Annotated in this window: 18 protein-coding genes and 1 riboswitch; of the genes, 8 read left to right on the plus strand and 10 right to left on the minus strand. The window is 68.4% G+C overall.

Annotated elements, in window-relative coordinates:
- Positions 1 to 178: 178 nt before the first annotated feature.
- Entirely contained in the window at positions 179 to 1,264 is a 1,086-nt protein-coding gene (gene cyc1 / locus ABZ642_RS04560) for an epi-isozizaene synthase (protein WP_360477609.1), read from the plus strand.
- Positions 1,261 to 2,640: a cytochrome P450 gene (locus ABZ642_RS04565; RefSeq protein WP_360476957.1), complete on the plus strand. Its 1,380-nt coding sequence runs from the start codon at positions 1,261 to 1,263 to the stop codon at positions 2,638 to 2,640. The genes cyc1 and ABZ642_RS04565 overlap by 4 nt, the downstream gene beginning before the upstream one ends.
- 80 nt (positions 2,641 to 2,720) lie before the next feature.
- Here the strand turns inward: ABZ642_RS04565 and ABZ642_RS04570 are convergent, their stop codons facing one another.
- Positions 2,721 to 3,686, minus strand: coding sequence for a helix-turn-helix domain-containing protein (locus ABZ642_RS04570; protein WP_360476960.1), 966 nt, complete (start codon positions 3,684 to 3,686; stop codon positions 2,721 to 2,723).
- Between the two features lie 93 nt (positions 3,687 to 3,779).
- Between ABZ642_RS04570 and ABZ642_RS04575 the strand changes: the two genes are divergently transcribed.
- A complete protein-coding gene (locus ABZ642_RS04575; RefSeq protein WP_360476963.1) occupies positions 3,780 to 4,040 on the plus strand; it encodes a hypothetical protein in 261 nt (86 codons plus the stop codon).
- On the opposite strand, the gene ABZ642_RS04580 is transcribed toward ABZ642_RS04575, so the two are convergent.
- The 6 genes from ABZ642_RS04580 to ABZ642_RS04605 all read right to left on the minus strand — a co-directional run bounded on the left by ABZ642_RS04580 (position 3,953) and on the right by ABZ642_RS04605 (position 11,051).
- Complete coding sequence (locus tag ABZ642_RS04580) at positions 3,953 to 4,981, minus strand: ribonucleotide-diphosphate reductase subunit beta (protein ID WP_360476966.1); 1,029 nt, start codon at positions 4,979 to 4,981, stop codon at positions 3,953 to 3,955. The genes ABZ642_RS04575 and ABZ642_RS04580 overlap by 88 nt on opposite strands.
- Positions 4,981 to 7,347 (minus strand): ribonucleoside-diphosphate reductase subunit alpha, encoded by a 2,367-nt coding sequence (locus ABZ642_RS04585; protein WP_360476969.1) that lies wholly within the window; start codon positions 7,345 to 7,347, stop codon positions 4,981 to 4,983. The genes ABZ642_RS04580 and ABZ642_RS04585 overlap by 1 nt, the downstream gene beginning before the upstream one ends.
- A gap of 146 nt (positions 7,348 to 7,493) precedes the next feature.
- A riboswitch (cobalamin riboswitch) is annotated at positions 7,494 to 7,572 on the minus strand.
- A 48-nt stretch (positions 7,573 to 7,620) separates the two neighbouring features.
- Positions 7,621 to 8,157, minus strand: a complete 537-nt coding sequence (locus ABZ642_RS04590) for a GNAT family N-acetyltransferase (protein ID WP_360476972.1) — start codon at positions 8,155 to 8,157, stop codon at positions 7,621 to 7,623.
- Positions 8,158 to 8,268: 111 nt separating this feature from the next.
- On the minus strand, positions 8,269 to 9,897 hold the full coding sequence (gene mctP / locus ABZ642_RS04595; protein ID WP_360476974.1) for a monocarboxylate uptake permease MctP: 1,629 nt from the start codon (positions 9,895 to 9,897) through the stop codon (positions 8,269 to 8,271).
- Positions 9,894 to 10,163 (minus strand): DUF3311 domain-containing protein, encoded by a 270-nt coding sequence (locus tag ABZ642_RS04600; protein ID WP_360476977.1) that lies wholly within the window; start codon positions 10,161 to 10,163, stop codon positions 9,894 to 9,896. Before ABZ642_RS04600 ends, mctP begins: the two co-directional genes overlap by 4 nt.
- A 123-nt stretch (positions 10,164 to 10,286) precedes the next feature.
- Positions 10,287 to 11,051 (minus strand): GntR family transcriptional regulator, encoded by a 765-nt coding sequence (locus tag ABZ642_RS04605; protein ID WP_360476980.1) that lies wholly within the window; start codon positions 11,049 to 11,051, stop codon positions 10,287 to 10,289.
- Positions 11,052 to 11,409: 358 nt separating this feature from the next.
- Here ABZ642_RS04605 and ABZ642_RS04610 point away from each other — a divergent pair, with 358 nt between their 5' ends.
- The 4 genes from ABZ642_RS04610 (at position 11,410) to ABZ642_RS04625 (ending at position 16,214) form a co-directional block, all read left to right on the plus strand.
- Positions 11,410 to 12,696, plus strand: a complete 1,287-nt coding sequence (locus ABZ642_RS04610; protein ID WP_360476983.1) for an extracellular solute-binding protein — start codon at positions 11,410 to 11,412, stop codon at positions 12,694 to 12,696.
- Between the two features lie 204 nt (positions 12,697 to 12,900).
- Positions 12,901 to 13,887, plus strand: coding sequence for a sugar ABC transporter permease (locus ABZ642_RS04615; protein WP_360476986.1), 987 nt, complete (start codon positions 12,901 to 12,903; stop codon positions 13,885 to 13,887).
- A complete protein-coding gene (locus ABZ642_RS04620; protein WP_360476989.1) occupies positions 13,884 to 14,720 on the plus strand; it encodes a carbohydrate ABC transporter permease in 837 nt (278 codons plus the stop codon). Before ABZ642_RS04615 ends, ABZ642_RS04620 begins: the two co-directional genes overlap by 4 nt.
- Before the next feature lie 9 nt (positions 14,721 to 14,729).
- Positions 14,730 to 16,214 carry a glycoside hydrolase family 3 protein gene (locus ABZ642_RS04625; protein WP_360476992.1) on the plus strand — a complete coding sequence of 495 codons (1,485 nt, stop codon included), beginning with the start codon at positions 14,730 to 14,732 and terminating at the stop codon, positions 16,212 to 16,214.
- A gap of 118 nt (positions 16,215 to 16,332) precedes the next feature.
- Here ABZ642_RS04625 and nagB read toward each other — a convergent pair whose 3' ends face one another.
- Positions 16,333 to 17,118: a glucosamine-6-phosphate deaminase gene (gene nagB, locus ABZ642_RS04630; protein WP_360476995.1), complete on the minus strand. Its 786-nt coding sequence runs from the start codon at positions 17,116 to 17,118 to the stop codon at positions 16,333 to 16,335.
- 573 nt (positions 17,119 to 17,691) lie between these two features.
- On the opposite strand from nagB, the gene ABZ642_RS04635 reads away from it, so the two are divergent.
- On the plus strand, positions 17,692 to 19,158 hold the full coding sequence (locus tag ABZ642_RS04635; protein ID WP_360477612.1) for a PAS domain-containing sensor histidine kinase: 1,467 nt from the start codon (positions 17,692 to 17,694) through the stop codon (positions 19,156 to 19,158).
- 204 nt (positions 19,159 to 19,362) lie between these two features.
- Here the strand turns inward: ABZ642_RS04635 and ABZ642_RS04640 are convergent, their stop codons facing one another.
- Both ABZ642_RS04640 and ABZ642_RS04645 read right to left on the minus strand, forming a co-directional pair.
- Positions 19,363 to 19,620, minus strand: coding sequence for a WhiB family transcriptional regulator (locus tag ABZ642_RS04640; RefSeq protein ID WP_010353616.1), 258 nt, complete (start codon positions 19,618 to 19,620; stop codon positions 19,363 to 19,365).
- A 320-nt stretch (positions 19,621 to 19,940) separates the two neighbouring features.
- A complete protein-coding gene (locus ABZ642_RS04645; RefSeq protein WP_360476998.1) occupies positions 19,941 to 20,909 on the minus strand; it encodes a diacylglycerol kinase family protein in 969 nt (322 codons plus the stop codon).
- Positions 20,910 to 20,918: the final 9 nt, after the last annotated feature.

Below are 20,918 nucleotides of genomic sequence, written 5' to 3' on the forward strand. Positions count from 1 at the left end.
CGATCCCTAATCAGTCACACAAGGGGAGATTCGAGGCATCGTGGGGTAGTGAATGGAGCAAATCCGTTCCCAGACCGGTCAGTTGTGGTGCTGAATGGGAAGTGCGGGGATACGCAACGGCGCACGCCCGGCACAGCGGGAGGGGTGTGCGCACCTGGCGGCTGAGAGGGGTATGTTCGTGCACGCTTTCTCACACAGCACCACATCGACGCCGACGGCGATCGCGGTTCCACCACAACTCGCCCTGTCCGTGATCGAGGCCGAGTTTCCTCGGCAACTGCATCCGTATTGGCCACAGCTCCAGGAGAAGACCCGCCTCTGGCTGCTGGAAAAGCGGCTGATGCCGGCGGACAAGGTGCAGGAATATGCCGATGGCCTTTGCTACACCGACCTGATGGCCGGGTACTACCTGGGCGCGTCCGACGAGGTGATCCAGGCGATATGCGACTACAGCGCCTGGTTCTTCGTCTGGGACGACCGGCACGACCGTGACGTCGTGCACGGCCGGGCGGCCGACTGGCGGCGGCTGAGGTTCCGTTTGCACACGGCCCTCGATGCCCCGCTGCACCATCTGCACCACCCGGACACCCTGGTCGCGGGGTTCGCGGACAGTGTCGCCCGGCTGTACTCGTTCCTGCCGGGGACCTGGAACCAGCGGTTCGCCCGGCACTTCCACGAGGTGATCGAGGCCTACGACCGCGAGTACCGCAACCGCACCACGGGATACATCCCGGAGGTCGAGGAATACCTTGCCCTGCGGCGCCTCACCTTCGCCCACTGGATATGGACGGACCTCCTTGAGCCGAGCGCCGGGATCGAACTCCCGGACGCCGTGCGCAAGAATCCCGCATACCGTCGTCCGGCGCTGCTGAGCCAGGAATTCGCGGCCTGGTACAACGACCTCTGCTCGTTGCCGAAGGAAATAGCGGGCGATGAGGTGCACAATCTTGGAATCAGTTTCGTCACCCACGAGGGAATGAGCCTGGAAAAGGCGGTCGAAGAAGTCGGGCGACGCGTCGAGGAATGCATCAGCGAATTCCTGGTCGCCGAGCGGACCGCTCATCGATTCGCCGAACAGCTCGACGACGGCACCGTGCGCGGAAAAGAACTCGGTGCCGCGGTCCTGGCCTGTGTCGCCAATATGCGGAACTGGTTCAGTTCCGTCTACTGGTTCCACCACGAATCCGGCCGATACATGGTCGACAGCTGGGACGACCGGTCCACGCCCCCGTACGTCAACAACGAAGCGGCAGGTGAGAAATGACCGTCGAGTCCGTGAAGCCCGCGACCGCGGAGGCTTCCGAACACGGTGAACTGCGCGAACCTCCCCTGGCCGGCGGTCGTGTGCCGATGCTCGGCCACGGCTGGCAGCTGGTCCGTGACCCGCTGGCCTTCATGTCCCGGCTGCGCGCCGACGGCGACATGGTGCGCCTGCGCCTCGGCCCCAAGGAGGTGTACGCCGTCACCACCCCGGCGCTCACCGGGGCCCTCGCCCTCAACCCGGACTTCATCATCGCCGGCCCGCTCTGGGAGTCCCTGGAGGGACTGCTCGGCAAGGAGGGCGTGGCCACCGCCAACGGCCCGCGCCACCGCCGGCAGCGCCGCACCATCCAGCCCGCGTTCAACCTCTCCGCGATCCCCGACTACGGGCCGATCATGGAGGAGGAGGCGCACGCGCTGACCGAGCGCTGGCAGCCCGGCTCCACCGTCGACTGCACCTCGGAGTCCTTCCGGGTCGCGGTTCGCATCGCCGCCCGCTGCCTGCTGCGCGGCGAGTACATGGACGAGCGCGCGGAGCGGCTGAGCGTCGACCTCGCGAGCGTCTTCCGCGGTATGTACCGGCGGATGGTCGTACCACTCGGCCCGCTGTACCGGCTGCCGTTGCCGGCCAACCGCGAATTCAACCGGGCGCTGGCCGATTTGCATCTCCTCGTCGACGAGATCGTCGCCGAGCGCCGGGCATCTGGTCAAAAGCCGGACGATTTGCTGACAGCATTGCTGGCGGCGAAGGACGAGAATGGCGAGCCGATCGGGGAACAGGAGATCCACGACCAGGTCGTCGCGATACTCACCCCCGGTAGCGAAACTGTCGCTTCCACGATCATGTGGCTGCTCCAGGTCCTCGCCGAACACCCGGAACACGCCGAGAAGGTACGGGCCGAGGTCGAATCCGTGACAGGAGGTCGACCGGTTGGATTCGAGCACGTTCGGCAGCTCACACACACCAACAATGTCGTCGTCGAGGCGATGCGTTTGCGGCCGGCCGTATGGATATTGACGCGGCGTGCCAAGGCCGACACCGAGCTCGGCGGCTATCGCATTCCGGCGGGGGCCGACATCGTCTACAGCCCCTACGCCATCCAGCGCGACGCCGACTCGTACGACGCGCACCTCGACTTCGACCCGGACCGCTGGCTTCCGGAGCGGGCCCGGGAAGTGCCGAAGTACGCCATGAGCCCCTTCAGTGTCGGCAACCGCAAGTGCCCCAGCGACCACTTCTCCATGACCCAACTCAGCCTGATCACTGCGGCGTTGTGCGCCAGGTACCGCTTCGAACAGGTCCCCGGGTCCGATGACGCCACCCGGGTGGGCATCACCCTGCGGCCGCAGCGGCTGCTGCTCACGCCCGTGCCCTGGTGACCGGCCGACCGGCGGATGACTCCTGATACCGGCGCGCGCTCAGGCGGCCTGCGGGCCCCGGAACGCGCGCCGGTAGGCGTTCAGGCGGCCTCCGGTCCCCGGAACGCGCGCCGGTAGGCGTGCGGCGTGGTGCCCAGCTCCTTCACGAACTGGTGCCGCAGCGCGGCCGCCGTACCGAAGCCGGTGCGGCCCGCGACGGCGTCCATCGTCTCGTCGGTCCCCTCCAGCAACTCCTGGGCCAGCAGCACCCGTTGCCGCAGCATCCAGCGGTACGGCGTGGTGCCGGTCTCCTGCTGGAAGCGGCGGGCGAAGGTGCGCGGGGCCATCAGCGCGCGGGCGGCCAGCTGCTCGACGGTGACCTCCTCGTCGAGATGCTCCGCCATCCAGGCCAGCACCTCGCCGACCGTGTCGCAGGGGCCCTGCGGCAGCGGGCGCTCGATGTACTGGGCCTGGCCGCCGTCCCGGTGCGGGGGCACCACCATCCGTCGGGCGATCTTCTTCGCGATCTCGGGGCCCTGTTCCTTGCGGACGATGTGCAGACAGGCGTCGATACCGGCCGCGGTGCCGGCCGAGGTGATCACGGGGTCCTCGTCGACGTACAGCACGTCCGGCTCGACCCGGGTGTGCGGGAAACGGCGGGCCAGCAGCTGAGCGTGCCGCCAGTGCACGGCGCACCGGCGCCCGTCCAGCAGTCCGGCGGCGCCAAGGACGAAGACGCCAGAACACACGCTGAGCACCCGGGCGCCCCGGTCCACCGCCCGGCGCAGCGCGTCGAGCAGCTCGGGCGGGTAGCTCCGCTCGACATTGGAGTCCGAGGCCGGCACCGCGATCAGATCGGCCTCCTCCAGCCGGTCCAGACCGTACGGCGTGGAGACGGTGAGGCCCGGCACATGGGTGCCGAGCGACGGCCCCTCCGCCGAGACCACCGCGAAGTCGTACACCGGCAGCCCCTCGTCGGAGCGGTCGAGGCCGAAGACCTCGCAGACCACCCCGAGATCGAAGGGGTGCACACCGTCCAGGAGCACCGCGGCCACGTTCGTCAGCATGCTGCCAGTATGCCTCGCCCCTGGCAGTAATTCGAGGGTGTGTGGCAGTGCTGCCACTGACGGTAAGGAGCATTTGGCGCGACAGTGGTGTTCATGAACGGAAACCAGATCGAAGGTCTCGTCGGAATGGTCCTGGTCCTCGGCATCCTGGTCCTCATGGCCCTCCCGTCCGTGCTCGGCGTCCTGCGCGACAGGCGCATCGACCGGCAGATCAGGGAGGCCCACGAGGACCGCGGGGAGTGGCAGACCCAGAAGGTTCAGCGGGTTCAGAAGTCCTCGTCCAGGTCGACGGTGCCCTCCACCGCGACCTGGTACGCGGACGGGCGCCGCTCGAAGAAGTTCGTCAGCTCCTGAACGCCCTGCAGCTCCATGAAGGAGAACGGGTTCTCCGAGCCGTACACCGGAGCGAAGCCGAGGCGGCCGAGCCGCTGGTCGGCGACGCACTCCAGGTACTGGCGCATCGAGTCGGTGTTCATGCCGGGCAGGCCGTCACCGCACAGGTCACGGGCGAACTGCAGCTCCGCCTCGACGGCCTCCCGCAGCATGTCGGTGACCTGCTGCTCAAGTTCGTCGTCGAAGAGCTCCGGCTCCTCCTTGCGGACCGTGTCGACCACGTCGAACGCGAAGCTCATGTGCATCGTCTCGTCACGGAACACCCAGTTGGTGCCCGTGGCGAGACCGTGCAGCAGACCCCGGCTGCGGAACCAGTAGACGTACGCGAAGGCGCCGTAGAAGAACAGGCCCTCGATGCACGCGGCGAAGCAGATCAGGTTGAGCAGGAAGCGGCGCCGGTCGGCCTTGGACTCCAGCCGGTCCAGGTTCTCCACCGAGTCCATCCACTTGAAGCAGAACTCGGCCTTCTCCCGGATGGACGGGATGTTCTCCACCGCGGCGAACGCGGCCGTGCGGTCCTCCGGGTCGGGGAGATAGGTGTCCAGCAGCGTCAGATAGAACTGGACGTGCACGGCCTCCTCGAACAGCTGGCGGCTCAGGTAGAGGCGCGCCTCGGGGGAGTTGATGTGCTTGTACAGCGTCAGCACCAGGTTGTTCGCCACGATCGAGTCACCCGTCGCGAAGAAGGCGACGAGGCGGCCGATCAGGTGCTGCTCGGAGGGGCTGAGCTTGGCGAGGTCGGCGACGTCCGAGTGGAGGTCCACCTCCTCGACGGTCCAGGTGTTCTTGATGGCGTCCCGGTAGCGCTCGTAGAAGTCCGGGTAGCGCATCGGGCGGAGAGTCAGCTCGAAGCCCGGGTCGAGCAGGTTTTTCGATGTCACAGCCTTGTTCTGGGCGGTCATTACTGGCAGGCCTCGCAGGACTCGGGGTTTTCCAGGGAGCAGGCGACCGCGTCTTCGGGGGCCGTCTGCTGGGCGGGAACGGTGGGTTGGGCCTGCGCGGCGCGGGCGATCCGGGTCGCCGGGCGCGAGCGCAGGTAGTACGTCGTCTTCAGGCCCGACTTCCAGGCGTACGCGTACATCGAGGAGAGCTTGCCGATGGTCGGCGTCTCCAGGAACAGGTTCAGGGACTGGGCCTGGTCCAGGTACGGGGTGCGGGCCGCGGCCATGTCGATCAGGCCGCGCTGCGGGATCTCCCACGCCGTGCGGTACAGCGCCCGTACGTCCGCCGGGATCCACGCGAAGTCCTGCACCGAGCCGTTGGCGTCGCGCAGCGCCTCCCGGGTGCGGGCGTCCCAGACACCGAGGTCCTTGAGCTCCTGCACCAGGTAGGAGTTGACCTGGAGGAACTCACCGGACAGCGTCTCGCGCTTGAAGAGGTTCGAGACCTGCGGCTCGATGCACTCGTAGACACCGGCGATCGACGCGATGGTGGCGGTGGGCGCGATGGCGAGCAGCAGGCTGTTGCGCAGGCCGGTCGTCGCGATCCGCGCGCGCAGCGCCGCCCAGCGCTCCGGCCAGGTGAACTCGACGCCGTAGTGGTCGGGGTGCAGTACACCCTGTGCCGTACGGGTCTTCTCCCAGGCCGGCAGCGGGCCGCCGCGCTCGGCGAGGTCGGCGGAGGCCTCGTAGGCGGCGAGCATGATCCGCTCGGCGATCCGGGTGGAGAGCGCCTTGGCCTCAGCGGAGTCGAAGGGCAGCCGCAGCTTGAAGAGGACGTCCTGGAGACCCATGGCACCGAGGCCCACGGGACGCCACTTGGCGTTGGAACGGCCCGCCTGCTCGGTCGGGTAGAAGTTGATGTCGACGACCCGGTCGAGGAAGGTGACCGCGGTGCGGACGGTCTCGTCCAGCCGCTCCCAGTCGATGTCACCGCTCGCCGTGTCCACGAACGCCCCGAGGTTCACGGAGCCCAGGTTGCAGACCGCCGTCTCGCCGTCGTCCGTGACCTCCAGGATCTCCGTGCAGAGGTTGGAGGAGTGGACGACATGGCCGGGGGTGGCCGTCTGGTTCGCGGTCCGGTTGGCCGCGTCCTTGAAGGTCATCCAGCCGTTGCCGGTCTGCGCGAGGGTGCGCATCATCCGGCCGTACAGGTCACGGGCCGCGATGGTCTTGCGCGCGAGCCCCTCGGCCTCGGCCTTGCGGTAGGCCGCGTCGAACTCGTCGCCCCACAGGTCCACCAGCTCCGGCACGTCGGCCGGGGAGAACAGGGACCACTGCTCGTCGGCGTTCACCCGGCGCATGAACTCGTCCGGGACCCAGTGCGCGAGGTTCAGGTTGTGCGTACGCCGGGCGTCCTCACCGGTGTTGTCGCGCAGCTCCAGGAACTCCTCGATGTCGGAGTGCCAGGTCTCCAGGTAGACCGCGGCCGCGCCCTTGCGCCGGCCGCCCTGGTTCACCGCGGCGACCGAGGCGTCGAGCGTCTTGAGGAACGGCACGATGCCGTTGGAGTGCCCGTTGGTGCCGCGGATCAGCGACCCGCGGGAGCGGATCCGGGAGTACGAGAGACCGATGCCACCGGCGTGCTTGGAGAGCCGGGCCACCTGGTGGTACCGGTCGTAGATGGAGTCCAGCTCGTCCTTCGGGGAGTCGAGGAGATAGCAGGACGACATCTGGGGGTGCCGGGTGCCGGAGTTGAAGAGGGTGGGAGAGGAGGGGAGGTAGTCGAGGCGGCTCATGAGCCCGTAGAGCGCGGCGACTTCGTCCAGGGCGCGAACGGTGTCGTCCTCGGCGAGACCCGCGGCGACCCGGAGCAGGAAGTGCTGGGGGGTCTCGATGACCTTGCGGGTGATCGGGTGCCGGAGCAGGTAACGGCTGTGCAGGGTGCGCAGGCCGAAGTAGCCGAAGCGGTCGTCGGCGGCCGGGTCGACCAGGGCGTCCAGGCGGGCCGCGTGCAGGCGCGCGAACTCGGCGGTGCGGTCGGCGACAAGGCCCTCGCGGTGGCCGACGGCGACGGACTCGGTGAAGGACGTCACGCCCTGCGAGGCGGCCTCGGCACGGATCGAGATCGTCAGCAGCCGGGCGGCGAGCCGGGAGTAGGCGGGGTCCTCGGAGATGAGCCCGGCGGCCGCCTCGGTGGCCAGCTCGCGCAACTCCGACTCGTCGGCCCGCGCGGACCGGCCGCGCAGCGCGGCGGCGGCGACCCGGCCGGGGTCGGCGTCGGGGAGGTCGGCGGTCAGCCCGGTCAGGGTCCGCAGCAACGCGGTGCCGGGACCGTCCTCGTCCACAGAGATGGTCGCTGAAGCCGGTTCGGCTGGCGCGATGGTCACGTGGGGCTCTCCCTCGCTCGGCACGGGGCCTGGCGGAGGGCAGGAGGCAGCACACGAGCGCACGCACGCGTGTCGCGTCCCCGGCCCACTCCACGAGACCCGGACGTCAGAACACCCGGGCCGGACGGCCGGGCGTGCTGTCGGCAGGTCCTCGGACTGACTCCTGTGCACAGATGTGCGCAAGTACACCGTTGCGGGACAGTTCCGGATTCGCACCGGATTCCCCTGCGGCGACAGCGAGCATGAGCATACATCTAGTGCCGTGCTGTCGCGTCACCCCCACATGTTGTGTCGCGAACGGTCTCGCAGCGTCAACTCATAGGTGAGGAGAGTGATGTCGTCCAGCTGCGGCAAGGGATTCCAGTCCCGCTCGGGTGTGCGGACGAAGCCGAGGCGTCGGTAGATCCGGTGGGCGGATTCCATGGTGCGCTGCGTCGACAGCACGACCCTCTCGCAGCCGTCGAGGGCGCGTGCGCGGTCGACGCAGGCGCGGACGAGGGCCTCGCCGGCGCCATGGCCGCGGGCGGCCCGGTCGACGGCGAGCATCCGGATCTCGGCCTCCCCGGGGGCGGCGAGGTCGGCCATCGGACCGGGGCCGGGGACGAACGTGACTCCGCCGAGGAGGGCGTTGCCGTTCACGGCGACGAGAACGGTGGCCGCGGCTGCCCGTTTCGCGACGTCCTTGAGTTCGGTGAGATACGCGTCGCTCTCGCCGAAGTCCAGGAGGCCGTCCTGGAGGTAGGCCTGGGCGGTTGTCTCGCCGAGGATGTCGTATTCGGTGGGTTGCGCTTCGCGGATGTGGATCGTCATGCGGAGGAGTGTGTACGACAGCGGGCCGCCGAGGGTGGGAATTCTCGGTGGCCCGCTGCGGGTTGTTCGTGGCTGGTCGCGCAGTTCCCCGCGCCCCTGACGGGGCGCGCTCTAGTGGGCGCCCTCCGCGACGGCCGGCGGGAGTTCGGCTTCCACTCCCGGGTCGCCCGCGTCCGCCGTGTAATCCTCCGCCTTGGTCTCGTCGATGCCCTCGGGGGCCTTCAGGGCCTTCAGCACGAACGTCATGACCACGGTCACCACCACGTTCATCACGAACGCCGTGAGGCCGATGTAGCCGATCTCGCCGATGCCCGGGATCTCCTTGGCCGAGCCGCCGAAGTGCTTCTGGGTGGGGGAGGCCACGCCGTACGCCGCGGCCGTGCCGTAGACCATGCCGACCGCCCAGCCCGCCAGCAGGGCCCAGCGGTGGAACCAGCGGGTGAACAGGCCGCCCACCAGGGCCGGGAAGGTCTGCAGGATCCAGATGCCGCCCAGCAGCTGGAAGTTGATGGCGACCGTCTTGTCCATGGTGAGGACGAAGACCAGCGCGCCGACCTTCACCAGCAGCGACACCAGCTTGGAGACCTGGGCCTCCTGCTTGGGTGTGGCGTCCGGCTTGATGAAGTCCCGGTAGATGTTGCGGGTGAAGAGGTTCGCGGCCGCGATGGACATGATGGCCGCCGGGACCAGGGCGCCGATGCCGATCGCCGCGAAGGCCACGCCCGCGAACCAGTCCGGGAACATGTTCTCGAACAGCTGGGGGATCGCCAGCTGGCCGTTGGTGACCTTGACACCGGCCGCGATGGCCATGAAGCCGAGCAGCGCGAGCAGGCCCAGCATCAGGGAGTACAGCGGCAGGATCGTGGTGTTGCGGCGGATCACGTCACGGCTGCGGGAGGAGAGCGTCGCGGTGATCGAGTGCGGGTACATGAACAGCGCCAGCGCGGAGCCCAGGGCCAGGGTGGCGTAGGTCCACTGACCGGCCTCGGGCGGTGTCAGTGCGCCGCGTGGTTTGCCGGTGGCCGGGTTGACCTGCGCGAACGCGTGGCCCGCCTTGGCGAAGATGTCGTCGAAGCCGCCCAGCTTGATCGGGATGTAGATGATCGCCACCGCGATGACGAGGTAGATCAGCCCGTCCTTCACGAACGCGATGAGCGCGGGCGCCCGCAGCCCCGAGGAGTAGGTGTACGCCGCCAGCACGCCGAAGGCGATGAGCAGCGGGAGGTCCTTCACGAACCAGTTGGTGCCGTCGCCGCCGCCGACGCCCATGACGTCGAGGACGGCCTGGATGCCGACGAGCTGGAGCGCGATGTAGGGCATCGTCGCCAGGATGCCGGTCAGGGCGACGGCGAGGGAGAGCCCCTTGGAGCCGAAGCGCCCGCGCACGAAGTCCGAGGTCGTCACGTAGCCGTGCTTGTGGGAGACCGACCACAGGCGGGGCAGGAACGTGAAGATCAGCGGGTAGACGAGGATCGTGTACGGCACCGCGAAGAAGCCGGCCGCGCCCGCCGCGTAGATCGCCGCCGGTACGGCGACGAAGGTGTACGCCGTGTACAGGTCGCCGCCGAGCAGGAACCAGGTGACCCAGGTGCCGAACGACCGGCCGCCCAGGCCCCATTCGTCGAGGGAGTGCTCGTTCTCGGCCTTGCGCCAGCGCGCGGCCAGGAAACCCATGACCGTGACGGCCAGGAAGAAGAAGATGAAGACGCCGAGCGCGACGCCGTTCACACCGTCCTTCACTTCTGCGCACCCCCGCTCGTGCTCTCGGACTTGCGGGCGCGCTGGTCACGCTGCCACAGCTGGTACGCGGTCATCGTGAGCACGGTGGATATCAGCACCCACAGCATCTGGTACCAGTAGAAGAACGGGATCCCGATGAACGTCGGGTCCGTCTTGGCGTAGGAGCCCACCCACAGCATCGCCACGAAGGGCGCGACGAGGCAGACGGTGATGACCACGCGTATCGGTGTCACCACCGGCTGCCTCACTTCAGGTACATCCGACATTCCGCGGCTCCGTCCCCTCACCGTTCGCCTGTGTAATGCGCAGGCAATCTAGGTCACGGCGTCACCGGAGCGGAAGTAGCTGTTCGGCTATCGGCATGTCGATTCTGTGAAGGGCGCTCCTCGTCAGTCCTGCGGCCGCTTGAGCCGGGCCACGAACTTGTAGCGGTCGCCGCGGTACACCGAGCGCACCCACTCCACGGGCTGGCCCTCGCGGTCCAGGGAGTGCCGGGAGAGCATCAGCATCGGCAGGCCGACGTCGGTGCCGAGCAGGCCGGCCTCGCGCGGGGTGGCCAGCGAGGTCTCGATGGTCTCCTCGGCCTCGGCGAGATGGACGTCGTACACCTCGGCGAGGGCGGTGTAGAGGGACGTGTACTTGACCAGGGAGCGGCGCAGGGCCGGAAAGCGCTTGGCGCTCAGGTGGGTGGTCTCTATGGCCATGGGCTCGCCGTTGGCCATGCGCAGCCGCTCGATGCGCAGCACGCGCCCGCCCGCCGTTATGTCGAGCAGGCCGGCGAGCCGGTCGTCGGCGGTGATGTAGCCGATGTCCAGCAGCTGCGAGGTCGGCTCCAGGCCCTGGGCGCGCATGTCCTCCGTGTAGGAGGTGAGTTGCAGTGCCTGGGAGACCTTCGGCTTGGCCACGAAGGTGCCCTTGCCCTGGATGCGTTCCAGCCGGCCCTCGACGACCAGTTCCTGGAGGGCCTGGCGGACGGTGGTGCGGGAGGTGTCGAACTCGGCGGCCAGGGTGCGCTCGGGCGGGACCGGGGTGCCGGGCGCCTGTGTCTCCGTCATTTCGAGGAGATGTTTCTTCAGGCGGTAGTACTTGGGCACGCGCGCGGTACGGATGGCTGTCCCGCTCTCGTTCTCCGCACTGCTGACGTCGGTGCTCATGCTCCGCCTTCCCGGCTCCTGATCCGGCCACTTCGTGGCACGGCAGCGTACCGGGATTCCCCCTGCACGCTGCGTGATCCCCTCTGTATACCGCCGCGGGCTGTTTTGGTCTAGTCCACCACTCGAGTGGTCTACCGGAATTGTCTCGTCCGCGCCCCGGGTTTTCGAGGGCTTCTTACTTAAAGGTTCCTGCATATGTAGGTCGCATAACGGCTGGTCGGAGCCCATTCGACCACCCTTGACAGGCCTGCTGGTCTGGGCCAAGCTTCCCGCACTGGTCTACACCATTGGTCCAGGTCCCGGCCCAACGCTCGCGCGGGGAGGCAGGGGGGTATGTGGCATCCCTGAGGAGGGTGGCGTGAAGCGCAAGCTGATAGCCGCGATTGGTATCGCGGGCATGGTCGTCTCCATCGCGGCGTGTGGCAGTGACAAGAAGGACGACAACAAGGCGCAGGGGGCGGACGCCAAGGAGCTGACCGTCTGGCTCACCGTGGACGCCCAGAACAACTGGCCCGACCTGGTGAAGGCCGCCGACGCGGCCGTGCAGAAGAAGCACCCCGGCATCAAGATCAAGCACGAGTACTACGGCTGGCCGGACAAGAACACCAAGCTGGACGCCGTCCTCGCCACGGACAAGGCCCCCGACGTGGTCGAGATGGGCAACACCGAGATGCTCGGCTACATGGTCAAGGGCGCCTTCGCTCCGGTCGAGGCCTCCCAGTTCACCAACTCCGGCCAGTGGCTCGACGGCCTCAAGGCCTCGGTGACCTACGACGGCAAGACCTACGGCGTGCCGTACTACGCCGGTGGCCGCGTCGCCAACTGGCGCAAGGACATCGCCTCCTCGGCCGGCATCAAGACCACGCCGAAGACCTACACCGAGCTGACCGCCGACCTGGACAAGATCCAGAAGAAGGAAGGCGACAAGTTCAGCGCCTGGTACCAGCCCACCCGCGACTGGTACGCGGCCATGTCCTTCGTCTACGACGCCGGCGGCTCCATCGCCGCGGAGTCCGGCGGCCAGTGGAAGGGCAACCTCTCCTCGCCCGAGTCCATCAAGGGCCTCACCGAGTTCAAGAACGTCATCGACAAGTACATGCACGGTGACAAGACCAAGGACGAGTCCGACCGGTACATCGTCTACGGCCAGGGCAAGTCGTCGATGATCTTCGGCGCCGCGTGGGAGGGCGCCACCGCGGCCGACCCGAAGAACGACAAGACCGGCGGCAAGCTGAAGGACAACCTCGTCAACTTCGTGATGCCCGGCCCGTCCGGCAAGAACATGCCGGTCTTCCTGGGCGGCTCCGACCTCGCCATCCCGGTGAAGTCCAAGGCGCAGGGCGTCGCCGCCGAGTGGATCAACGCGTTCACCGGTCCCTCCGGTCAGAAGGGCCTGATGGCCAAGGGCAACCTGCCCAACAACAAGACCGACCTCGCGACGCTGAAGAACGACCCGGCGACCGCGGTCCCGGCCACCGCGGCCGAGTCCAACTGGTTCGTCCCGATGGCTCCGGGCTGGGGCCAGGTCGAGAAGGCGCAGGTCCTGCAGACCATGCTGCAGAACATCGGCACCGGCAAGCAGACGGTCGAGGCGGCCGCCAAGACCGCGGACGCCGCGATCGACAAGGTCATCAACACCAAGTAGTCGACATCCGGCCGGGCCTGGTCGACGGGGGGTCAGGCCCGGCCGGTGAGTGAGTTCAGAAGGTGCCGCGTCGGATTGTGGGGCGGCTGCGGGTCCGGGTGGGGCTGGTCGCGCAGTTCCTCCCCCAGCCTTCGGCCGGGGGTACCCCCAGCGCCCCCGAAGGGGCGCCACCCCGACGTATCCAGATCTGTTGAGGAGCGCGCGATGAGTGCCGCTGATACGACCACACCTGCCAAGGTGCCGGCGCCGCGGCCGGCGCCACCGTCGGGCACCCCGGTACGACCACGGACCGACCGGAGATCCGGCGGACCCGCCGTCCCCTGGCTGCTGCTCGCGCCCTGCCTGGCGATTCTCGGGCTGGTGCTCGGCTACCCCTTCTACCGGCTGATCGCCCTCTCCTTCCAGGAGTTCGGGCAGTCCCAGCTGTGGGGGTTCAAGTCGGCCGAGTGGGTCGGGTTCGGGAACTTCTCCGACGTGCTGGGCGACACCGAGTTCTGGCAGGTCGTGCTGCGCACGATTGTCTTCGCGGTCGGCAGCGTGGTCTTCACCATGGTCGTCGGCATGCTCATCGCCCTGCTGCTGCAGCGGGTCTCCGGCTGGGTGAAGACTCTGGTCAACATCGTGCTGGTGGCCAGCTGGGGCATGCCGGTCATCGTCGCCACCACGCTCTTCAAGTGGCTCTTCGACTCCGACTACGGCATCCTCAACGCCCTGCTCAGCAAGGTCCCCGGGGTCGACCTGATCGGCCACAACTGGTTCGCCAGCGGACCCCAGGGACTCGCGGTGATCATGCTCCTGGTGGTCTGGGGAGCGGTGCCCTTCGTGGTCATCACGCTGAGCGCCGGTCTGACCCAGGTCCCGGCGGAGCTGGAGGAGGCCGCCCGCCTCGACGGCGCGGGCGCCTGGGGCGTCTTCCGTTACGTCACGCTCCCCATCCTCAAGCCGATCATCGTGATGCTCACGACCCTGTCGGTCATCTGGGACATGGGTGTCTTCCCGCAGGTCTTCGTGATGCGCGGCGGCCACCCCGAGCCCGAGTTCCAGCTGCTGACCACCTACTCCTACGACCGCGCCTTCGTGGTCAACAACTACGGACAGGGCTCCGCGATCGCCCTGCTCACCGTGCTCCTCCTGCTCGGTGTCGTCGCCGTGTACATGCGCCAGATGCTGAAGATCGGAGAGGTCGAATGAGCACCGCAGCCACCCGCAGGGGACCCCGTCTGGGCTGGAACCTGCTCGGCCTCCTGGTCTTCGTCGTCGTCGGTTTCCCGGTCTACTGGATGCTGAACACGGCGTTCAAGCCGGCGAAGGACGCGATCGACCCGGACCCGAGCCTGCTGCCCACGGGCCTGACCCTGTCCAACTTCCGCCGCGCGCTGGACATCGCCGACTTCTGGGGCCCGGTGGGCCGCAGCCTGATCGTCTCCCTGTCCGTCGTGGCGATCGGCATGGTCGTCGGCCTGCTGGCCGCCCTGGCCATCTCCCGGTTCGCCTTCCGCGGCCGCAAGGTCGTGATCGTCGGCATCCTCGCGGTCCAGATGGTCCCGCTGGTCGCCATGATCATCCCGGTCTTCCTGCTCCTCAACGACCTGGGGCAGTACGACAAGCTCACCGGCCTGATCATCACCTATCTGACCTTCATCCTTCCGTTCACGGTGTGGACCATGCGCGGCTTCATCGTCAACATCCCGAAGGAGCTGGAGGAGGCCGCGATGGTCGACGGCTGCTCCCGCACCGGCGCCTTCATCCGGGTGGTCTTCCCGCTGCTGGCCCCCGGCCTGGTCGCCACCTCGGTCTACGCCTTCATCCAGGCCTGGAACGAGTACATCTACGCCCTGATGCTGCTCAGCCAGGAGCACCAGACGGCGACCGTCTGGCTCGCCAACTTCACCACCAAGCACGGCACCGAATACGCCCCGATGATGGCCGGCTCCACCATGATGGCCGTGCCGATCGTCGTCCTCTTCCTCCTCGTCCAGCGCAAGATGGCCGCGGGCCTGACCGCGGGCGCCGTGAAGGGATAACGCCACCCGATGACGACACTCGCCAGCGGTACGGACACACTCACGCGCGACGCGCTGACGGTCCTCCAGCCCGGCTTCACCGGCACCACCGCACCCGACTGGCTGCTGCGCCGGCTCGGCGAAGGCCTCGCCGCCGTCGGCCTGTTCGGCCGCAACATCGCCTCGCCCGAACAACTCGCCGCCCTCACCGCCCAGTTGCGCGCCGAACGGGACGACGTCCTGGTGGCGATCGACGAGGAGGGAGGCGACGTCACCCGACTCGAGGTGCGCACCGGCTCCTCCTTCCCCGGCAACCACGCCCTCGGCGCCGTCGACGACGTGGAACTGACCCGGGAGGTCGCCCTCGAACTGGGCCGCCGCCTCGCGGCCTGCGGGGTGAACTTCAACTGGGCCCCGTCCGCCGACGTCAACTCCAACCCGGCCAACCCGGTCATCGGTGTCCGTTCCTTCGGCGCCGACCCGCACCTGGTGGCCCGCCACACGGCGGCCTATGTCACCGGCCTCCAGTCGGCCGGGGTGGCGGCCTGCACCAAGCACTTCCCGGGCCACGGCGACACCGCCGTCGACTCGCACCTCGCGCTGCCCCGCATCGACGCGACCGCCGACGTCCTGCACGCCCGGGAGCTGGCCCCCTTCCGTGCCGCCATCGCCGCCGGCACCCGCGCCGTGATGAGCGCGCACATCCTGGTCCCGGCGCTGGACCCGGACCGGCCGGCCACGCTCTCCCGCACGATTCTCACCGATCTCCTGCGCGGCGAACTCGGCTACGAGGGCCTGATCGTCACCGACGGCATGGAGATGCAGGCCATCTCCGCGACGTACGGCATCGAACACGGCAGCGTGCTGGCCATCGCCGCGGGCGCCGACGCGATCTGCGTGGGCGGCGGCCTCGCGGACGAGGAGACGGTACGACGTCTGCGCGACGCCCTGGTCGCGGCGGTCCGCTCCGGCGAACTCCCCGAGGAACGCCTGGCGGAGGCGGCGGACCGGGTACGGTCACTGGCCCGCTGGACGGCGACGACGGAGCGGGCCCACCCGGACCACAAGGCCACGGACATCGGCCTGGTCGCGGCCCGCCGCGCACTCGATGTGACGCGCGTCGACCCCTGCCCGCCCCTGACCACGGCCCCCTTCGTGGCCGTGTTCACCCCGGTGTCCAACATCGCGGTGGGCACGGAGACGCCCTGGGGAGTGGCGGCGGAACTCTCCCGCCGGCTGCCCGGCACCGAGACGGCCGGCTTCACGGGCGACCACGCCGGCCAGGAGGCCCTGTCGGCGGCAGGCGACCGCAGGATCGTGGCAGTGCTCCGAGACGAACACCGTCACCCCTGGATGACCACGGCCCTGGACGTACTCCTCAAGTCCCGCCCCGACACGATCGTGGTGGAAATGGGCGTCCCCCAGGCACCCCCCAGGGGAGCCCTGCACATCGCGACCCATGGCGCGGCACGGGTGTGCGGGGTGGCGGCGGCAGAGGTGATCGCACCCCGGTGAGTGGAGCGCCCCTCAGGGGCGCTGGGGGACCCCCGGCCGAAGGCCGGGGGAGGAACCGCGCGACCAGCCCCCACCGGGCGGCCACTCGCCAACGCACCGCACGTGGCCGCCGAATCCGCTAGATCCCCTGCCAGGCCGGCTTGTTGGCGAACGTGTACCGGAAGTAGTCCCCAAGCTTCAGCTTGGAGGCGGCCCCCTCGTCCACCACCACCGTCGCATGCGGATGCAACTGCAGCGCCGACGCGGGACACACCGCGGCGACCGGCCCCTCCACGGTCGCCGCGACCGCGTCGGCCTTCCCCTCACCCGTCGCGAGCAGCACCAGATGCCGCGCCTCCAGGATCGTCCCGATCCCCTGGGTGATCACATGGTGCGGCACCTGCGAGATGTCCCCGTCGAAGAACCGCGCGTTGTCGACGCGGGTCTGCTCGGTGAGCGTCTTGATCCGCGTCCGCGAGGCCAGCGACGAGCACGGCTCGTTGAACCCGATGTGCCCGTCCGTCCCGATCCCGAGCAACTGCAGATCCACGCCGCCTGCCCGCGCCAGCGCCCCGTCGTACGCCTCGCAGGCGGCCTGCACGTCCTCGGCCGCGCCGTCGGGACCGAGGAACGCGTCCATCCCGATCCCGAGCGGCTCCAGCACCTCGCGCCGCAGCACCGACCGGTACGACTCCGGATGCTCGGCCGGCAGCCCCACGTACTCGTCGAGCTGGGCTATGCGTGCCCGCGAGGTGTCCACGGCACCGGACCGCACCTTGGCGGTGAGCGCCTGGTAGATGGGCAGCGGGGTCGAGCCGGTGGCCACCCCGAGCAGCGCGTCCGGCTTGCGGCGGAGCAGCTGGGCCATGGCCTCGGCGATCAGCTCGCCACCCGCGGCGGCGTCCGGAACGATGACAACTTCCACGCTGGGCCTGCCGTTCTGTCTATGTGGTTTAGACCAATCCGATGGGACCAATCTAACAGAACCAGCCCCCCTCACCCCGGGAGCGGGTGCAGGAAAAGGGGACAAGTGCGAGGTTACGTGAATACGTCAGAACGGGTGAATCAAGGAAAAATCCCGCCCGTCGACCGGGGTGTCGGAGATTGCCGCTCGGCATCGGGCCCCACAACCGCCTCCGGCGGGCTACGCTGCGATCGCATCAACTGTGAACAGTCTCCAACGCATGGACACACACCGTGGTCTAGTCCACAATTGCGTACCGGGACTGAAGGAGTACGGCGGGACCGTACGACACAGTCGCACTCTTCCGTCTTCCCCGCACAGGAGGACGGACCGAGGAACCGGAGCTCTCTGCCCTGACTGCCCCGGATCCTCGCCTTCGGCCGATCGGGACCGCACACCCCGTGGCCGTTGCTGCTCCGGGCTGCGGTGCCGGGAGGGTTGAGGGTCCCTCCCAGGCGCCGCGGCCCGCGGGTGTTTTTCGGTCGCTTTTAGGCCATGAACAGACCCGCGGGTACGCTCGCAGACGTGCCCTCCATGAACGAACTGGTCCGCCAGCACACCGCCCTCGACGACTCCGACCTCGAGTGGCTCCATCTGCTGGTCTCGGAGTGGCAGCTGCTCTCCGACCTCTCCTTCGCCGACCTGGTCCTGTGGGTTCCCACCGAGGACGGCACGCGCTATGTCTCGGTGGCGCAGATGCGGCCCAACACCGGCCCCACCTCCTACCAGGACGACATGATCGGCCATCTGGTCCCGCGGGGCCGCCGCCCCATGCTGGACATCGCCCTGGACGAGGGCCGGATCGTCCGCGAGGGTGACCCGGAGTGGCGGGAGGAGGTCCCCGTACGGGTCGAGTCCATCCCGGTACGGCGCGAGGGCCGGGTTCTCGGGGTCATCGCCCGCAACACCAACCTGCTGACCGTGCGCACCCCGAGCCGCCTTGAGCTCACCTACCTCCAGAGCGCTTCCGATCTGGCGCAGATGATCGCTGCCGGATCGTTTCCCTTCCCGAACCAGCAGGTCGACATGGACGCCTCGCCGCGGGTCGGCGACGGCCTGATCCGGCTGGACGCGGACGGCATCGTCCAGTACGCCTCCCCGAACGCCCTCTCCGCCTACCATCGCCTCGGCCTCGCCTCCGACCTGCTCGGTCACCACCTCGGCCGGACCACGGCCGAACTCGCCCCGACCCGGGGGCCGGTGGACGAGGCGCTCGCCAAGGTCGCCAGCGGCTGGGCACCGCGCGAGTTCGAGATCGAGTCCAGCGACGGCGCGATCCAGTTCCGGGCGATCCCGCTCAAGCCCAAGGGCACCCGCATCGGTTCCCTGGTGCTGCTCCGGGACGTCACCGAACTCCGGCGTCGCGAACGCGAGTTGATCACCAAGGACGCGACCATCCGGGAGATCCACCACCGGGTGAAGAACAACCTCCAGACGGTTGCCGCGCTGTTGCGCCTGCAGGCCCGCCGGATCGAGTCCGAGCGCGGCCGGGAGGCCCTGGAGGAGGCCGTCCGACGGGTCGGCTCGATCGCCATCGTGCATGAGACGCTGTCCCAGAACCTGGACGAGCGCGTGGAGTTCGACGAGATCGCCGACCGGGTGCTGGCCATGGTCGCCGAGATCTCGCCGGGCAAGGTCACCGGCCGGCGCACCGGACGCTTCGGAATACTCGACGCCGAGGTGGCGACCCCGCTGTCGATGGTCCTCACCGAGATCCTGCAGAACGCCCTCGAACACGGCTTCCGCGAGGGCGAGACCGGCACCGTCGAGGTCACGGCGGTCCGCGGCGGCACCACCAAGGAGGCACGACTCCTGGTCACCGTCCAGGACGACGGCGTCGGCCTGCCCGAGGGTTTCGACCCGCACCGCTCCGGCAACCTCGGTCTGCAAATCGTACGGACGCTGGTGGAAGGCGAGTTGGGCGGCACGTTCGACATGGTGCCGGCGCCGGAGCGGGGGACCCGGGTGATCCTCGATGTTCCTGTGCAGCCGCAGAAGTAGTCCGATCGGGGGTACTTCGGGCGCCGGGCGACCGCGTCGGGTACCTGTGCACAGCAAAGAGCCCCGGACCTGGTGGGTCCGGGGCTTATTACTCGTTGCTGCTCTTAAGCGCATCGGGGGTACTGCGCGCTGCGGCTCGGGGGCGGGAGATGCGTACTCGCTGTACGCGCCGCCAAGCTCAGGCTGTCACGAGGGGTGGGACTGTCAGGCGGTGGCCTGACGGGCTCGGTTGCGGGCGGCGCGGCGCTTCATCGCGCGACGCTCGTCCTCGCTGAGACCACCCCAGACGCCGGAGTCCTGACCGGACTCAAGCGCCCACTGCAGGCACTGGTCCATAACGGGACAGCGACGGCAGACGGCCTTGGCTTCCTCGATCTGCAGCAGCGCAGGACCGGTGTTGCCGATGGGGAAGAAGAGCTCGGGGTCTTCCTCGCGGCAAACGGCGTTGTGACGCCAGTCCATGGCTGCTACCTCTCCTTGGTATTACATGCACGTTGCTTGTGAATGTGAACGCTTTCACGAATCCCTCAACAAGTGAAGGGCCGACCGCCAGGTTCCCTGGCAGGGGTCCTGTGAGTTGAAGGGGGATTCCGGTGATCAGTGGAGGCCGGTCTTGCGGGCCGTCCCGATCGCCACGTAGAGACTCGCAAACCTCAGCGACGGATACAACCCCTTCCGGAAAGTTTTTTTTGATTCCTCGGTGTCGACTGGGTCACAGCCGTACTTCCATGGGGTGGATCCTGGCCTAAACGTTCGAGTGAAAGGACTTTGGCCCGTTCCGCTCACACAATCACACGCAGTGCGCGGCGTACGCCTGTGAACGTCACGCTCGTACGCAGTCCTAGGTGGTCGCCGTCCATCTGAAGGGGGAGGGGGACCTTCGAATGCAAGGTGAACTGGTCCAGGTCGTGCAGGGACACGGCGTGCTTGCCATGGGGTCCGCGCTCGGGGGACGAAGTGAGCAACTGCGTGCCATACCGGGCAACCGCGGCGGTCGACAGGCGGCTGAGACCGAGTACGTCGATGCCTTTATCGAACGAGGCCTTAGGCGACGTGTACATCGGACGATTGCCGAGATACGTCCACGGCGAGGTGTTCGAGACTATCGCCACCACAAGATCGGTGATCGGGTCGGCGCCGGGCTGTTCGAGGGTGATCGTGCCGTGCCGGCGGTGCTGCTCTCCGAAGAACTGCCGGACGACTTGTCGTACATACAGGGCGTGCGTCGATTTCTTGCCGAGTTCGCGCTGCTGCTCGACCCGGCCGACCACGCCGGCGTCGAAGCCGAGTCCGGCGTTGAAGGTGAACCAGCGGGCCGGGGCCGCCTCGTCCGCGGTGCCGGGGGTGCCGGCCGTCAGCCCGAGGCCGACGACCCGCTCCTGTTTCTCACGCAGCGCGTAGAGCAGGGCGCCGGTGGCCTCGACCGGGTCGTTGGGCAGGCCGAGGGCGCGTGCGAAGACATTGGTGGAGCCGCCGGGGACCACGGCGAGTCCGGGCAGCCGGTCCGGGTCGGGGCCGGCGTGGAGGAGACCGTTGACCACCTCGTTGACCGTGCCGTCGCCGCCGAGGGCCACGACCAGGTCGATGTCCTCGCTCTCCGCGGCCTGCCGGCCCAGGTCACGGGCGTGGCCGCGGTACTCCGTGGTGACGGCCTCCAGTTCGACCTCGCTCGCGAGCGCGTGGATCAGGACATCGCGCCTACGTGCGCTTGTGGTGGTTGCCGCCGGATTGACCACGAGAAGTGCACGCATGGATTGCAG

It is taken from the genome of Streptomyces sp. NPDC007157 (assembly GCF_040634235.1).
GTDB lineage: Bacteria > Actinomycetota > Actinomycetes > Streptomycetales > Streptomycetaceae > Streptomyces.

Bases quoted from the DNA above. Each gene is read 5' to 3' on its own strand.
- ABZ642_RS04625 (WP_360476992.1), top strand. From the start codon at position 14,730: ATGACGACACTCGCCAGCGGTACGGACACACTCACGCGCGACGCGCTG.
- ABZ642_RS04605 (WP_360476980.1), bottom strand. From the start codon at position 11,051: ATGAGCACCGACGTCAGCAGTGCGGAGAACGAGAGCGGGACAGCCATC.
- ABZ642_RS04645 (WP_360476998.1), bottom strand. From the start codon at position 20,909: ATGCGTGCACTTCTCGTGGTCAATCCGGCGGCAACCACCACAAGCGCA.
- ABZ642_RS04615 (WP_360476986.1), top strand. From the start codon at position 12,901: ATGAGTGCCGCTGATACGACCACACCTGCCAAGGTGCCGGCGCCGCGG.
- ABZ642_RS04600 (WP_360476977.1), bottom strand. From the start codon at position 10,163: ATGTCGGATGTACCTGAAGTGAGGCAGCCGGTGGTGACACCGATACGC.
- ABZ642_RS04580 (WP_360476966.1), bottom strand. From the start codon at position 4,981: ATGACCGCCCAGAACAAGGCTGTGACATCGAAAAACCTGCTCGACCCG.
- ABZ642_RS04635 (WP_360477612.1), top strand. From the start codon at position 17,692: ATGAACGAACTGGTCCGCCAGCACACCGCCCTCGACGACTCCGACCTC.
- ABZ642_RS04620 (WP_360476989.1), top strand. From the start codon at position 13,884: ATGAGCACCGCAGCCACCCGCAGGGGACCCCGTCTGGGCTGGAACCTG.
- ABZ642_RS04565 (WP_360476957.1), top strand. From the start codon at position 1,261: ATGACCGTCGAGTCCGTGAAGCCCGCGACCGCGGAGGCTTCCGAACAC.
- ABZ642_RS04640 (WP_010353616.1), bottom strand. From the start codon at position 19,620: ATGGACTGGCGTCACAACGCCGTTTGCCGCGAGGAAGACCCCGAGCTC.
- ABZ642_RS04570 (WP_360476960.1), bottom strand. From the start codon at position 3,686: ATGCTGACGAACGTGGCCGCGGTGCTCCTGGACGGTGTGCACCCCTTC.
- ABZ642_RS04575 (WP_360476963.1), top strand. From the start codon at position 3,780: ATGAACGGAAACCAGATCGAAGGTCTCGTCGGAATGGTCCTGGTCCTC.
- ABZ642_RS04590 (WP_360476972.1), bottom strand. From the start codon at position 8,157: ATGACGATCCACATCCGCGAAGCGCAACCCACCGAATACGACATCCTC.